The following is a 14,785-nucleotide window of genomic DNA, read 5'->3' as shown; positions in this document are numbered from 1 at the left end:
AGGCGACATGGCGCAGGTGATCCTGGGAGGCGTCGGCGGAATCGTCGGCGGTGGGGTCGGTCGGGCGATCGGAGCGGCGCTGGGGGGCGTGGTCGACCGGGCGGTGGTGGGGGCGCTGTCGCCGGCGCGGCAGGTGGGGCCCCGGCTGGAGACGCTGAAGCTGCAGTCGACGGCGGAGGGCGCGCCGATGGCCTGCGTCTTCGGGCGGGCGCGCGTGACCGGACAGATGATCTGGGCCGCGCGCTTCCTGGAGAAGCGGAACCAGTCCGGGGGTGGCAAGGGTGGGCCAAGGACGATCGACTATGCCTATTCGCTGAGTTTCGCCGTGGCCCTGTGCGAGGGACCGATCGACGGGATCGGGCGGGTCTGGGCGGACGGGCGGCCGATGGACCTGAGCGGCGCGACCATGAGGGTATATCGCGGGACCGAGGATCAGAGCCCAGACCCTCTGATCGAGGCGGTGGAAGGCGCGACGTCAGCCTATCGCGGGACGGCCTATGTCGTGTTCGAGGATCTGCCGCTGGGGCCCTATGGCGACCGGGTGCCGCAGCTGAGTTTCGAGGTGTTCCGGCGGCCGGCGGGAGACGGGTTGGAGGAGCGGCTGGAAGGAGTTTGCCTGATCCCCGGGGCCGGCGAGTTCGTGCTGGCGACAGAAGCGGTGTTGCGCCGCGAGGGGCTGACCCGGACAGCGACGGAGAACATGCATCTGGGCGACGGGCGGACAGACCTGATCGCGTCGCTGGATCAGCTGGAGGCGCAGCTGCCGAACCTCAAGCGGGTCAGCCTGATCGTCGGCTGGTTCGGGACGGACCTGAGGGCCGGCCACTGCGAGGTCCGGCCGGGGGTCGAGCGGCGCGACAAGCCGACCGAGCCGCTGATCTGGTCGGTGGCGGGGCTGGAGCGCGAGCAGGCGCATCTGATCTCGGAGGTGGAGGGCAAGCCGGCCTATGGCGGGACGCCGTCGGATGAGAGCGTGCGCCAGGCGGTGGCGGCGCTGAAGGCGCGGGGGTGGGCGGTGACGCTGTATCCCTTCGTGTTCATGGACGTGCCGGCGGACAATGAGCTGCCCGACCCTTATGGCGGCGAACGACAGGCGGCCTATCCTTGGCGGGGACGGGTGAAGGGCGAGGATGGAGTGGGCGCGACGGCCGAGGTGGCGGCGGTGTTCGCGGCACCGGACGGGTGGGGTCTGCGGCGGCTGGCGCTGCACTATGCGGCGATGGCGGCGGAGACGGGGTGCGACGGCCTGCTGATCGGGTCGGAGATGCGCGGACTGACGTGGACGCGAGATGCCGGTGGTGGCTATCCGGCGGTCGAGCAGTACCGGACGCTGGCGGCGGAATGCCGGGCGGTCGTGGGGCCCGATGTCTCGATCAGCTATGCAGCGGACTGGTCGGAGTATGCCGGGCATCGGCCGGAGGACGGGTCGGGGGATGTGATCTTCCACCTCGATCCGCTGTGGGCCGATGAGGCCATCGATTACGTTGGAATCGACTGGTACCCGCCGCTGGGCGACTGGCGGGCGGGGGACGGTGGCATCGACGCGGCGGCCTTCGAGGGGCCGGACGATACGGACTATCTGGCGAGCCAGGTGGCCGGGGGCGAGGGGTTCGACTGGTTCTATGCGAGCGACGCGGACCGCGTGGCGCAGGAGCGGACGCCGATCGGCGACACGGCCCATGGCGAGGACTGGGTGTTCCGCGGCAAGGATCTGAAAGGGTGGTGGGAGAACGCCCACCATGACCGGCCTGGGGGCGTGCGGAGCGTGGCATCGACGGCCTGGGTTCCGGAGATGAAGCCGGTGCGGCTGACGGAGTTCGGCTGCGCGGCGGTGGACCGGGGCGGCAATGCGCCGAACCTGTTTCAGGACCCCAAGTCGAGCGAGAGCTTCCTGCCGCCGTTCTCGACCGGCGCGCGGGATGATCGCATGCAGAGGCGGGCACTGGAGGCGGTGCTGGGGTGGTTCGGGGAACCGGAGAACAATCCGGTGTCGGCGGTCTATGAAGGGTCGATGCTGGAGGCGGCGGACGCCTGGTGCTGGGATGCGCGGCCCTATCCGGCGTTTCCGGGGCTGGCGGAGGTGTGGGCCGACGCGGGGGCGTGGCGCGCCGGGCACTGGCTGAACGGGCGGTTGGGCGGCGAGGCGCGGTTCCTGCTGGAGGCGATCCTGCGGCGAGGCGGACTGGCCGAGGGCGAGTTCGTGGTCGGAACGCCGGACGGGACCGTCGCCGGCTATGTGATCGACCGGCCGATGAGGACGCGCGACGCGGTCGAGCCGTTGCTTGCCGCCTTCGACATGACGGCGGCCGAGCGGGGTGGTCGGGTGGCCCTGGTCGGGGCGGAGCCGGTGACGGGGGCCCTGGCGAGCGATGACCTGGCGCTCGGCGAGACCGGCGACGGCGTCCGGCGCGAGCGATCGCTGGAAGCCCGGCCGCAGGCGGCGCGCGTGCGCTTCATCGAGGACGGCCGGGACTATCAGACCGGGTCGGTCGTGGTGCGGTCGGCGGTCGAGACGGACGGGGGCGGGGCGGACCTGGATCTGCCGGCGGTGTGCGGTCCCGCGCTGGCGACGGCGTTGGCGGGGCGGACGGTGGGAGGCACGGATCAGGACCGGCTGACCGTCATTCCGGGTCCGCTGGAGGCGCTGCGGATCGAGGTCGGCGACCGGGTTGAGGTCGAGGGCGAGCCGGGGATCTGGCGGGTCGAGCGGGTGGCGCTGGACGAAGAGCCCCAGGCGTCACTGGTACGCGAGGAGCCGATCCGGGCGGGCGAAGAACCGACGCCGGGCGCGCCGTCGGCGGGAGACGGCGTAACGGGCGCGCCCTATGTGGTCGTGCTGGATCTGCCGCCGCTGCCGGGAGCCGAGGAGGATTCCAGGCCGCTGGTCGCGGTGGCGGTCGAGCCGTGGCGGCCGATGGCGATCCATCTGGGCGAGACGGCCGAGGTTCTGACCGAGAGGGGCGTGATCGCGACGCCGGCGACGGTGGGGCGGCTGAGCGCGCCGCTGGGCGCCGGGCCGGTCGGGCGGTGGGACGAGGTCAACCGGGTGACGCTTGAGCTGGAAGGCGGCGCGCCGGTCTCTGCCTCGGCGGACGCCGTGCTGTCGGGCGCGAACCGGCTGGCGATCGAGACCGGGGCGGGCTGGGAGATCGTGTCGTTCCGGACGGCGACGCTTATGCCCTCGGGCGACTGGCGGCTGTCGGGACTGTTGCGGGGTCAGCAAGGCACCGAGAAAGCCAACGAGGCGGGTGCCGGCATCGGGGCGCGCATGGTCGTGCTGGACGAGACGGTCACGCGGTTCGAACTGGGCGCGGGCGAGCGAGGGCTGCCGAGGATCGCGCGGGTCGGTCCGAAGGGCACCGTTCCGGGCGGGGTCGGCTTCGCGGAACAGGCGGTGCGAATCGACGCGGTACACGGCCGACCCTGGTCGCCGAGCGGACTGGACGCCCAGGTCGTGGGCGAGGGCCTGGCGATCGCCTGGTCGCCGCGCGCGCTAATCGGAGGAGACCGCTGGGACCTGGAACCCGCGATGAGCGACCCCCTGAGGTTCCGCTTGCGCGTTCTGGATGGCGGGGTCGAGCGGCGGGTGATCGAGGTCGAGGGGGCGTCGGCGATCTATGCCACGGCGCAGATGGCGGAGGACTTTCCGGACGGTTTCGGACCGGGGGCGAGGCTGGCCGTCGCCCAGTATGGGGCCGACTGGGGGTGGGGTTCGGAGACGTCGATCCCGCTCGCGGCCTGAAAAACGCATTGCGCCTGCGAACGCATGGCTTAACTGACGAAGGAGTGGAGCCGGACACGCGTCGGGCGAACAGTGCGGATGGAGCGGCGAAGGCGTGGCGGGCGATCCCTACAAGGAACTGGGCGTGGCCCGGGGGGCGAGCGACGCCGAAATCAAGGCCGCGTTCCGAAAGCTGGCCAAGGAACTGCACCCTGACAAGAACCGGGGCAATGCGGCGGCCGAGGAGCGGTTCAAGACGGTGTCGGCCGCCTTCGACATCCTGAGCGATCCCAAGACGCGTGCCCGCTATGACGCCGGTCAGATCGATGCCGACGGCCAGGAGCAGTATCGCGGCTTCTCGGGTCAGGGCGGACCGGGGGCCGGGCCCGGCGGGTTCGGCTTTTCCCACACCGGTGGTCCCGGGGGACGCGCGGCGTTCGAGGACCTGGATCTCGATTCCATCTTCGGCAATTTCGGGCAGAGAGGCCCGCAAAGGGCCTTCGGCAAGGGGCAGGATGTCCGCGCCACGCTGGAGATCAGCCTGGAGGACTCCATCGGCGGGGCCAGCCGACGCATCCAGTTTTCCGACGGGCGGACTCTGGATGTGAACATCCCTCGGGGCGCGGCCAACGGTCAGACCATCCGGCTGCGTGGCCAAGGCATGGCGGGGCGAACCGAGCCGGGCGATGCCTTGATCGAACTCCGCGTCGCGCCGCATCCGATCTTCAAGGTCGATGGGTCGGACGTGGTGATGGACCTGCCGGTGTCGGTGCCGGACGCGGTGCTGGGCGGCAAGGTCGAGTGTCCGACGCCCGACGGGACGGTCTCGGTGACGGTGCCCAAGGGATCGAACTCGGGCCAGGTGTTGAGGTTGAAGGGCAAGGGGGCGTTCGCGGGCGGGGCGCGCGGCGACCTGAAGGCGAAGATCCTGGTGACCCTGCCGGACAAGGTCGATCCGATCCTGGAGCGAATCGCCGAGGACTGGAGGAACACCCGACCCTACAAGCCGGGGCGGAACTGATGGAGCGGCCAGTAGTCAAACCGAAGCGGCCGTGGTTTTCCGCCGGACCGACGGCGAAGCGGCCGGGGTGGTCGTCTCAAGGCCTTCCGCACGATCTGCTGGGACGCGGCATCCGCGCGCCGGAGGTCGTGGAGCGGTTCGCTCACGGCCTGAGGCTGACCAAGGCGGTGCTGGAGGTGCCCGAGGACTGGGTGCTGGCGTATCTGCCGGGGTCCGACACCGGGGCGGTCGAGGCGGCCATGTGGAACATGCTGGGCGCGCGGCCGACGCAGGTCATGGCGTTCGAGAACTTCGGCAAGCAGTGGGCGATCGACGCGAAGGATCACCTGAAATTGCCGGACCTGGAGCTGCTGGAAGCGCCGTGGGGGGAGCTGCCGGACCTTTCGCGGGTCGATCCGGCCAAGGACCTGGTGTTTCCCTGGAACGGGACCACGGCGGGCGTTCGGGTGCCCAACGCCGAGTTTATCAGCCGGGATCGCGAGGGGATCGTGATCTGCGACGCGACCAGCGCCGCCTTCGCCATGGCGATCGACTATGAGCGGGTCGACGTGGTGACCTTCAGCTTCCAGAAGGCGCTGGGCGGCGAGGCGGGGATCGGGATCGCGGCGCTGGGGCCCCGCGCGGTGGCGCGGCTGGACGCGTACGAGCCGCCGCGGGCGGTGCCCAAGGTGCTGCGGCTGCGCGACGGAAAGGGCTTCGACCGGGCGCTGGCGACGGGGACGATGATCAACACCTTCAGCCTGTGGACGTTGGAGGACTGGATCGACGCCCTTGAGTGGGCGCAAGCGATCGGCGGGCTGAAGGAGCTCATCCGGCGCACGGATGCGAACGCACAGGCCCTGTTCGACTGGGTCGAGCGGACGGACTGGATCGAGCCCCTGGCGGTCGATCCGGCGACACGGTCGACGACCTCGGTGTGCCTGAAGATCGTAGATCGGAGGGTGACGGCGCTGGACGAGGCGGGGCGGCAGGCCTTCGTCAAGCGGATGAAGACCCTGCTGGAAGCCGAGGGCGCGGCGTTCGACGTCGAGAGCCACCGGAACGCGCCGGCGGGGTTGCGGCTATGGTGCGGCTGCACGGTGGAGACCGAGGATGTGGTCGCGGCGACGCCGTGGCTGGAGTGGGCGTTTCGGACGGCCGTCGCCGAGCTCTGACCGGAAAACCGTCCCGGTTGGGACGACATCCCTCGATTCCCCCGCTATAGCCCTCCGCGCATCCAGCGGAGACTTGTGCAGTGGCGAACGTGGCGGTGGTCGGAGCCCAGTGGGGCGACGAGGGCAAGGGCAAGATCGTCGACTGGCTGTCGAACCGGGCCGACGTGGTCGTGCGGTTCCAGGGCGGGCACAACGCCGGCCACACACTGGTCGTCGGCGACGTCACCTACAAGCTGAGCCTGCTGCCGTCGGGCGTGGTCCAGGGCAAGCCGTCGGTGATCGGCAACGGGGTCGTGGTCGATCCCTGGGCGCTGTTGGACGAGATCGCGCGGATCGAAGGGCAGGGCGTGGCGATCACGCCGGAACTGCTGACGCTGGCGGACAACGCCTGCCTGATCCTGCCGCTGCACCGGGACCTGGACCAGGCGCGCGAAGCCGCCGCCGGGGTGACCAAGATCGGCACGACCGGGCGGGGCATCGGGCCGGCCTATGAGGACAAGGCCGGGCGGCGCGCGATCCGGGTGGGGGACCTGGCGGATCCGGAGGCGCTGGATGCCAAGATCGCGAGGCTCTTGGCCCACCACAACGCGTTGAGGAAGGGGCTCGGCCTGGACGAGGTCGATGTCTCGGGGCTGAAGTGCCAGCTGATGGAGATCGCGCCGCGGGTCCTGCCCTTCGCCAGCCAGCCGGTCTGGCGGATGCTGGACGGGTTCCGCGCCGAGGGGCGGCGCATCCTGTTCGAGGGGGCGCAGGGGTCGCTGCTGGACGTGGACCACGGGACCTACCCCTATGTGACGTCTTCGAACACGGTGGCGGGACAGGCGGCGGCCGGGTCGGGGCTGGGGCCGAGCGCGGTCGGTTTCGTGCTGGGCATCGTCAAGGCCTATACGACCCGGGTCGGCGAGGGACCCTTCCCGACCGAGCTGTTCGACGCCGATGGCCAACGGATCGCCGAGCGCGGTCGCGAGTTCGGCACGGTGACGGGGCGGCCGCGGCGATGCGGCTGGTTCGACGCGGTGCTGGTGCGGCAATCCATCGCCATTAGCGGCATCCACGGCATCGCCCTGACCAAGCTGGATGTTCTGGACGGGTTCGATGAGCTGATGATCTGCACCGGGTACCGGATTGACGGCGAGGTGTTCGACTATCTGCCCGCCGGCCTGAAGGCGCAGGCGGCGGCCGAGCCAATCTATGAGACGATCGAGGGATGGTCGGAGAGCACCCAAGGCGCACGGACCTGGAAGGACCTGCCAGCCAATGCGATCAAATATGTGCGGCGGATCGAGGAGTTGATCCAGGCACCGGTCGCGATGCTGTCTACCAGCCCGGAGCGGGACGACACGATCCTGATGCGGGATCCTTTCCAGGGATAGGCGCGCGTTCACGCTCAACGTGGTCTTAACCGGGTTGATCTAAGCCGGATCGTCAGTCTCCGGAGCCCTGCGTGTTCACAGCCGACGCCAAGACCCTGAACCGCATCGAGCCGGTGGTGCGTCGGGTGCTGATCGCCGATCCCAATGCGGCGTCGGCGCGCTTGCTGGTCGACATCATGAAGAGCCTGGGCGCGCGCGAGGTGGTGACCGAGGCGGACGAGAACCGGGTTCTGGACCATGCGCGCGAGATGGAGCCGGGGCTGATCTTCACCGAACGGACCGGCACGCGTCTGGACGGCGAGCAACTGGCGCGTCGGATCCGCCGATCGACCCTCGCCTGTCGACGGGCCCCGATCATCATGGTGACGTCCGAGGCCACGGCGTCCTCGATCAAGGGCGCGCGCGATTCCGGCATCCACGAATTCCTGAGAAAGCCCTTCACGGCCGGTGACCTGTTCAAGCGGGTCGAGAACGTGGCGCTGAAGCCGCGCGACTGGATAGAGGCGGTCGGCTACGTCGGCCCTGATCGGCGACGCTTCAACTCCGGCGAATACGCGGGACCGCAGAAGCGCAAGGCGGACAAGCCGAAAACCGCCGGCGAGGCCGCCGTGGCGGTCAAGGATCAGGCGCTAAGGATCCTTGCGGCGTCTCTGGCTCAGTTCGACAGCGATCCGATGCAGGCCGTGCGGGCGTCCAAACAGCAGGCCGAGACCTTGAAGGCGCTGGCGGTCAGGACAGGCGACACCCGGCTGGCGGTGGCCGCCGCCGGGCTGGAAGCGTGCCTGGCCCAGGGCGCGCCGACCAAGGCGACGCTGGCCGCCCCGATCAACGCGCTGCTGGCGCTGGCGCCGCCCGAGACCGAGCTGATGCGGGCGGGTTAGGCGGAAATTTTCCCTCCCCGATCGGGGAGGGCGGTCGAAGCGAAGCGAAGACCGGGTGGGGGCGGCCTGGTGAACCGAACTCGTGTCGAGCGTACATCGCCTTACCGCCCCACCCGGCGCTGTGCGCCTGTATGGGGTCGCTCGTATACCAGCGACCCCATGCCCCCGAGGGGGAGGGAGAGGCCACCTAAGCGTCGACGAGATTCCGCTCTTCGGCGGCGGCGCGCATGGCTTTCTGAAGCTTCTCGAACGCGCGGACCTCGATCTGGCGAACACGCTCGCGGCTGACGCCGTACTGGCCGGCGAGTTCCTCAAGGGTGACGGGGTCGTCCTTGAGGCGGCGTTCGGTCAGGATGTGCTTCTCGCGCTCGGTCAACTCGCCCATGGCCTCTTCCAGCAGGCTCATGCGGATCGATTTCTCCTCGGAATCGGCCAGCGCCGTTTCCTGAGAGACAGCGTTGTCGTCACTGAGCCAGTCCTGCCACTCGCTCTCGCCATCGACGCGCAGGGGCGCGTTCAGCGAGGCGTCGCCGCCGAGACGGCGGTTCATATTGGTGACCTCTTCCTCGGACACGCCCAGCTTGGTGGCGATGGCGGCGAGGTGTTCGGGTCGCAGGTCGCCTTCCTCGAACGCCGAGATCTGGCTCTTGGCCTTGCGCAGGTTGAAGAACAGCTTCTTCTGAGCGGCGGTGGTGCCCATCTTCACGAGCGACCAGCTGCGCAGGATGTATTCCTGGATCGAGGCGCGAATCCACCACATTGCGTAGGTCGCCAGGCGGAAGCCCTTGTCGGGGTCGAATTTCTTGACGGCCTGCATCAGGCCGACATTGCCCTCGGAGATCACTTCGCCGATCGGAAGGCCGTAGCCGCGATAGCCCATGGCGATCTTGGCCACGAGGCGGAGATGTGAGGTCACCAGACGGTGGGCGCTCTCGGCGTCCTGATGCTCGGTCCATCGCTTGGCGAGCATGAACTCCTCGTCCTTGGTGAGCATCGGAAACTTGCGGATTTCCGTGAGGTATCGCGACAGCCCCTGTTCAGGCGACATCACCGCGAGAGAAGCATTGGTAGCCATAGACGTGGTCCCTCCGACCGATAACGAGCGGGCTCTGCGGCGCCGGCCACCGAATGTGCACCGGGTCCTCACCCCTCAAGCGGATCATGTGGCGACGGGTTGCCCCGGTTTTTAGAGGCCGATCGTCACACCAAAGCGTGACCGTGACCCCGGCGCCACTGCGCCGAACGACGCGGTTGATAGCAGATAGTCAGTCCTTAATCAAGACGCACTGTCCGGCAGGCCCAGACTGATGCGATAGGTCGGGTGGACGACGTCGGCCTGATCGGGATGTTTCTGGAAGAAGGCGGCGAAGAAGGGGCAGACGGGCAGGATCATAAGGCTACGGGCGCGGGCGTCGGCGATGACGTGGCGCGCCAGTCGGCTGGCGATGCCGCGTCCCTCCAGCGCCTGGGGCACCAGGGTCTCTGTGATCATGAGGTTCGGCGGCGAGAGGTTGTAGGTTACGACCGCGACCTGGCCTTCGATGGGCAGTTCGTAGCGGTGCGCCTCGGCGTTGTCGGTGATGGCGGCGTCGATGGTCATGACGGTCTCCCTTCCGTTCAGCAACAGTTGGTGTGTCAGAGTGCGTTGAGCAAGGCTTCTAGCCGGGTCATGTCTGGGGGCGGTGGGGTCTCGAAGCGCAGGGCTTCTCCCGAGACAGGGTGGACAAAGCCGAGGACGGCGGCGTGGAGGGCCTGGCGGTTCAGGCCGGCCTCGGCGATGGCGGCGCGGACGGCGGTGGCCGGGCTGCCGGAGCCATAGACCGTGTCGCCCAGGATCGGCGCGCCCTTTGAGGCCAGGTGGACGCGGATCTGGTGCGTGCGGCCGGTCTGGAGGGTGCAGGCGACGCGGGCGGCGAGGGGGGCGGCGGCTCCCGCCTTGGCCGGGACGGCGAAACGGGTCTGGACGACGTAATCGGTGATGGCGTCGCGTCCGCCAGACTTCAGCACCGCCATCTTCTTTCGATCCGAGGATGAGCGGCCGATCCGGGTCTCGATCCGGCCGCGCTCCGGCGAGGGCGCGCCGCGGGTCAGGGCGATGTAGCTGCGCTCGATGTCGTGGGCGGCGAACAGGGCCGACAGGCCCGCGTGGGCGCGGTCGGACTTGGCGGCGACCATGACGCCGGAGGTGTCCTTGTCGAGCCGGTGGACGATTCCGGGGCGGGCGACGCCGCCGATGCCCGACAGCGACGCGCCGCAGTGGTGCAGGAGGGCGTTGACCAACGTGCCGTTTTCGGACCCCGGTGCCGGATGGGCGGCCATGCCGGCGGGCTTGTCGATGACGATCAGGTCGGCGTCCTCATAGAGGACGGTCAGGGGGATCGCCTCGGGCTGCGGGTCGGCGGGGGCCACCGGCGGGACCAGGATCAGATAGGTGCCGGGCAGGGCTCTGGCCGAGCCGCCAGTGAGGGTTTCGCCGTCCCGGCTGACGGCCCCGCCCGCGATCAGGGCCTGGAGGCGCGCGCGCGACAGGGCCGGCAGGGCGGCGGACAGGGCCTTGTCCAGCCGGCCCGAAGGCGCGTCGAGCACGACCTCGATCGGCTCGCCCTCATCCTCGTCGCCGAGGACTGGGGCCGGATCAATGAAGGCCGGGTCGACCTCAGGCAGCGGCGCTCTCGCGACGGCCGTAGACGGGGTCGAGATCGCCGGTGGCGTAGCGCTTGGCCATCTGGGCGGTCGACATGGGGCGGATCCTGGAGGCCTGGCCCTCGCAGCCGAACTGCTGGAAGCGCTCGGCGCAGAGCTTTCGCATCGCCTCCTTGGCGGGCTTCAGATAGGCGCGCGGATCGAACTCGCCGGGCTTTTCGGCCAGCACCTTCCGGATCGCGCCGGTCATGGCCATGCGGTTGTCGGTGTCGATGTTGATCTTGCGCACGCCGTGCTTGATGCCGCGCTGGATCTCCTCGACCGGCACGCCCCAGGTCTGGGGCATCTCGCCGCCGTACTGGTTGATGATGTCCTGCAGATCCTGCGGAACCGATGAGCTGCCGTGCATGACCAGATGGGTGTCGGGCAGGCGGCGGTGGATCTCCTCGATCACATGCATGGCCAGGACCTCGCCGTCGGGCTTGCGCGTGAATTTGTAGGCGCCGTGGCTGGTGCCCATGGCGATGGCCAGGGCGTCCACCTTGGTGCGGCTGACGAAGTCGACGGCCTGGTCCGGATCGGTCAGCAGCTGGGCGTGATCCAGCTTGCCCTCGAAGCCGTGGCCGTCTTCGGCCTCGCCCATGCCGGTCTCGAGCGATCCGAGAACCCCGAGTTCGCCTTCGACCGAGACGCCGCAGCTGTGCGCCATCTCGACTACGCGGCGAGTGACGTCGACGTTGTAGTCGTAGTCGGCGGGCGTCTTGCCGTCCTCCATCAGCGAACCGTCCATCATCACCGAGGTGAAGCCGTACTGGATGGCGGTGGCGCAGGTCGCGGGGCCGTTGCCGTGGTCCTGGTGCATGCAGACCGGGATGTGGGGATAGAGCTCGGCCAGGCCGTCGATCAGCTTGGCCAGGATGACGTCGTTGGCATAGGAGCGCGCGCCCCTGGAGGCCTGGATGATGACCGGCGCATTGACGGCTTCGGCCGCCTCCATGATGGCCAAGCCCTGTTCCATATTGTTGATGTTGTAGGCCGGCAGGCCGTAGTCGTACTCGGCCGCATGGTCGAGAAGCTGTCGCAGCGTGATGCGCGCCATGGGGTAGGCTCCTGAGGTCGTCTTGTTTTGTCCCGGTTTAGCGTCCGGGCGGCCTCAAGTCACGCCGTGTTACAGGCGAATGAGCGCGCTACTCGGCCGGGTGGGTCCTGTCCCACTCCTGACGACGTTTCTCATCACGAGCCCATTTGCGTTCGTCCAGCTCGTGGGTGCCCCAAAGGAAGGCGACCGCGACGATCGATCCACCGAAGAAAATCCAGATTGGATCAATGGACATATCAGTCCTCCAAACCGCGCAAGAGCCGCCGGGCAATCAGATGGCTCATCGCCAATATAGCGAATGATGCTCCTAAAGTCAGGGCCGAAGATCGCGTCAGTCCGCCCGCCAACATCGGCGTGATAAAACCCACGGCGAAAACGGTGAGCCCGACGGTATTGATGGTCGTCGCCAGCAGTTTTCGGCGTTCGTTCTTGGCGGCTTTGGTGATTGGCCGTGGATCGAACGCCTCGCTCACTGCCGTAGCGCCTCGACCCCCGGCAACGGCTTGCCCTCCATCCACTCGAGGAAAGCACCCCCGGCGGTGGAGACGAAGGTCATGTCGTCGACGACGCCGGCGTGGTTCAGGGCGGAGACCGTGTCGCCGCCACCGCCGACGGCGATCAGGACGCCGGCCTTGGACAGCGCCGCCGCATGGTGGGCCACGGTGACCGTGGCGGCGTCGAAGGGCGGGACCTCGAACACACCGAGCGGGCCGTTCCAGATCAGGGTCTTGGAGGCGGTCAGGGCGTCGAGGAGGCGGGCCACGGTGGCGGGACCGGCGTCCAGAATCTTGTCGTCCGCGGAGAGGGCGGCCCCGGCGATCACGGGGCGAGACGCCGCGCCCGGCTTGACCTCGGTGGCGACGACGAAGTCGACGGGGAGCAGGATCTGGCAGCCGCGCGCCTCGGCTTCGATCAGGATCTCACGGGCGGTGTCGGCCATGTCGCGTTCGGCCAGCGACCCGCCGATGTCGATGCCCTGGGCGAACAGGAAGGTGTTGGCCATGCCGCCGCCGATGGCGAGGCGATCCAGCTTGCCGACCAGGTTCTTCAGCAGGTCCAGCTTGGTCGAGACCTTGGCCCCGCCGACGATGCCGATGACGGGCTTCTTCGGGTTGCCGAGGGCGGCGTCGAGCGCGTCGAGCTCGCGTCGCATGGATTCGCCGGCATAGGCGGGGAGCAGGCGGGCGATCCCTTCCGTCGAGGCATGGGCGCGGTGGGCGGCCGAGAAGGCGTCGTTGACGTAGAGGTCGCCGAGGTCGGCGAGCTGCCGGGCGAAGGCGGGGTCGTTGGCTTCCTCGCCCGCGTGGAAGCGGACGTTCTCCAGCAGGATCACGCCGCCGGCGTCGAGGTCGGCGATGGCGGCCCTGGCCTCGTCACCCACGCAGTCCGAGGCGAAACGAACGGGGGCACCGAGCAGGCGTTCCAGGTCGTCGACAACGGGCTCAAGGCTCATGGACGGCACGACCTTGCCCTTGGGTCGGTCGAAATGGGCGAGGAGGGCGACCTTGGCCCCCGCGTCGCGGAGGCGCTGGATGGTCGGCAGGGCGACGCGCAGGCGGGTGTCGTCGGTGACCCGGCCGTCCTCCATCGGGACATTGAAGTCCACGCGGACGAGGGCGGTCTTGCCGCCGAGGCTGGTGGCGTCGTCGAGGGTGCGGAAGGTCATCTGCATCTCCGGCTCCCTCTCCCACAGGGAGAGGGCTTGAGGTTCGGAGAGCGATAGCGATCCGCAAACCGAAAGGGTGAGGGGTTGCGGTGAGAGCCGGTTACAGGGAAACCCCTCACCCTTTCGCGCAAACCGATCGCTTCGCTCTTGGGCGCTCAAGCCCTCTCCCTGTGGGAGAGGGATCAAGCTCCTACATCAACTTCGCCATCACCAGCGCCGTGTCCGCCATTCGCGTGGCGAAGCCCCATTCGTTGTCGTACCAGCTGAGCACGCGGGCCAGCTTGCCGTCGACCACCTGGGTTTGCGGCAGGGCGGCGGTGGACGAGGCGGCGATGTGGTTCAGGTCGGTGGAGACCAGGGCCTCGTCGGTGGTGGCCAGGACGCCCTTCATCGGGCCGTCTGCGGCGGCCTGCAGCGCGGCGTTGATCTCCTCGACCGTGACCTCGCGGCCAGCGACGACCTTCAGGTCGACGACCGAGACGTTCGGCGTCGGGACGCGGATCGACGAGCCGTCCAGCTTGCCCTTCAAGGCGGGCAGGACCAGGCCCAGGGCCTTGGCGGCACCGGTCGAGGTCGGGATCATCGACAGGGCGGCGGCGCGGCCCCGGTACAGATCCTTGTGCATCGTATCCAGCGTCGGCTGGTCGCCGGTATAGGAATGGATCGTGGTCATATAGCCGCGCTCGATGCCGAACAGGTCGTGCAGCACCTTGGCGACGGGGGCCAGGGCGTTGGTGGTGCAGCTGCCGTTCGAGACGATGATGTCGTCGGCGGTCAGGGTGTCGTGGTTGACCTTGTAGACGATGGTCTTGTCGGCGTTGTCGCCGGGGGCCGAGATCAGGACGCGCTTCGCCCCGGCCTTCAGGTGCGCCTCGGCCTTGTCGCGGGCGGTGAAGAGGCCCGTGCATTCAAACGCGATGTCGACGTTCAACTCCTTGTGCGGGAGGTTGGCCGGATCACGCTCGGCCGTGACCTTGATCTTGCCCAGGCCCACGTCGATCCAGTCGTCGCCATGCTCGATCGTGCCCGGGAAGCGGCCGTGGACGCTGTCGTATTTCAGCAGGTGGGCGTTGGTGGACACCGGCCCCAGGTCGTTGATGGCCACAACCTCGATGTCGCGGCGGCCGTGCTCGACGATCGAGCGGAGCACGAGGCGGCCGATACGGCCAAAGCCGTTGATGGCGACGCGGACGGTCATAGGGCGGTGTCTCCTGAAGCGGTGTTCTC

Annotated in this window: 13 protein-coding genes; 5 read left to right on the top strand and 8 right to left on the bottom strand. The window is 68.8% G+C overall.

Going from position 1 to position 14,785, the window contains the following annotated elements:
• The first annotated feature begins 7 nt into the window (after positions 1-7).
• The 5 genes from ABN401_RS06215 to ABN401_RS06195 all read left to right on the top strand — a co-directional run bounded on the left by ABN401_RS06215 (position 8) and on the right by ABN401_RS06195 (position 8,150).
• Positions 8-3,742 carry a baseplate multidomain protein megatron gene (locus ABN401_RS06215; protein ID WP_349683964.1) on the top strand — a complete coding sequence of 1,245 codons (3,735 nt, stop codon included), beginning with the start codon at positions 8-10 and terminating at the stop codon, positions 3,740-3,742.
• Between the two features lie 94 nt (positions 3,743-3,836).
• Entirely contained in the window at positions 3,837-4,742 is a 906-nt protein-coding gene (locus ABN401_RS06210; RefSeq protein WP_349683963.1) for a DnaJ C-terminal domain-containing protein, read from the top strand.
• Positions 4,742-5,896, top strand: a complete 1,155-nt coding sequence (locus ABN401_RS06205; RefSeq protein WP_349683962.1) for a phosphoserine transaminase — start codon at positions 4,742-4,744, stop codon at positions 5,894-5,896. Before ABN401_RS06210 ends, ABN401_RS06205 begins: the two co-directional genes overlap by 1 nt.
• 80 nt (positions 5,897-5,976) lie before the next feature.
• Positions 5,977-7,269 carry an adenylosuccinate synthase gene (locus ABN401_RS06200; RefSeq protein WP_349683961.1) on the top strand — a complete coding sequence of 431 codons (1,293 nt, stop codon included), beginning with the start codon at positions 5,977-5,979 and terminating at the stop codon, positions 7,267-7,269.
• A 71-nt stretch (positions 7,270-7,340) separates the two neighbouring features.
• A complete protein-coding gene (locus tag ABN401_RS06195) occupies positions 7,341-8,150 on the top strand; it encodes a response regulator (protein WP_349683960.1) in 810 nt (269 codons plus the stop codon).
• 187 nt (positions 8,151-8,337) lie between these two features.
• Here the strand turns inward: ABN401_RS06195 and rpoH are convergent, their stop codons facing one another.
• The 8 genes from rpoH to gap form a co-directional block, all read right to left on the bottom strand.
• Positions 8,338-9,225 (bottom strand): RNA polymerase sigma factor RpoH, encoded by an 888-nt coding sequence (gene rpoH, locus ABN401_RS06190; protein ID WP_349683959.1) that lies wholly within the window; start codon positions 9,223-9,225, stop codon positions 8,338-8,340.
• A gap of 201 nt (positions 9,226-9,426) precedes the next feature.
• Entirely contained in the window at positions 9,427-9,750 is a 324-nt protein-coding gene (locus tag ABN401_RS06185) for a GNAT family N-acetyltransferase (protein WP_349683958.1), read from the bottom strand.
• Positions 9,751-9,785: 35 nt separating this feature from the next.
• Entirely contained in the window at positions 9,786-10,745 is a 960-nt protein-coding gene (locus ABN401_RS06180) for an RluA family pseudouridine synthase (protein WP_349684110.1), read from the bottom strand.
• A 61-nt stretch (positions 10,746-10,806) separates the two neighbouring features.
• Positions 10,807-11,892: a class II fructose-bisphosphate aldolase gene (fba, locus tag ABN401_RS06175; RefSeq protein WP_349683957.1), complete on the bottom strand. Its 1,086-nt coding sequence runs from the start codon at positions 11,890-11,892 to the stop codon at positions 10,807-10,809.
• An 88-nt stretch (positions 11,893-11,980) separates the two neighbouring features.
• Positions 11,981-12,127 carry a hypothetical protein gene (locus ABN401_RS06170; RefSeq protein WP_349683956.1) on the bottom strand — a complete coding sequence of 49 codons (147 nt, stop codon included), beginning with the start codon at positions 12,125-12,127 and terminating at the stop codon, positions 11,981-11,983.
• Position 12,128: 1 nt separating this feature from the next.
• The gene (locus tag ABN401_RS06165) at positions 12,129-12,365 is read right to left on the bottom strand and encodes a hypothetical protein (RefSeq protein WP_349683955.1); all 237 of its coding nucleotides are present in this window, start codon (positions 12,363-12,365) and stop codon (positions 12,129-12,131) included.
• Positions 12,362-13,558, bottom strand: a complete 1,197-nt coding sequence (locus ABN401_RS06160; RefSeq protein ID WP_349683954.1) for a phosphoglycerate kinase — start codon at positions 13,556-13,558, stop codon at positions 12,362-12,364. The genes ABN401_RS06165 and ABN401_RS06160 overlap by 4 nt, the downstream gene beginning before the upstream one ends.
• A gap of 190 nt (positions 13,559-13,748) precedes the next feature.
• On the bottom strand, positions 13,749-14,756 hold the full coding sequence (gene gap / locus ABN401_RS06155) for a type I glyceraldehyde-3-phosphate dehydrogenase (protein WP_349683953.1): 1,008 nt from the start codon (positions 14,754-14,756) through the stop codon (positions 13,749-13,751).
• Positions 14,757-14,785 lie beyond the last annotated feature (29 nt).

The organism is Brevundimonas aurifodinae, from assembly GCF_040195595.1.
Taxonomy (GTDB): Bacteria; Pseudomonadota; Alphaproteobacteria; order Caulobacterales; family Caulobacteraceae; genus Brevundimonas; species Brevundimonas aurifodinae.
This window is presented reverse-complemented; position numbering and strand designations above follow the sequence as displayed.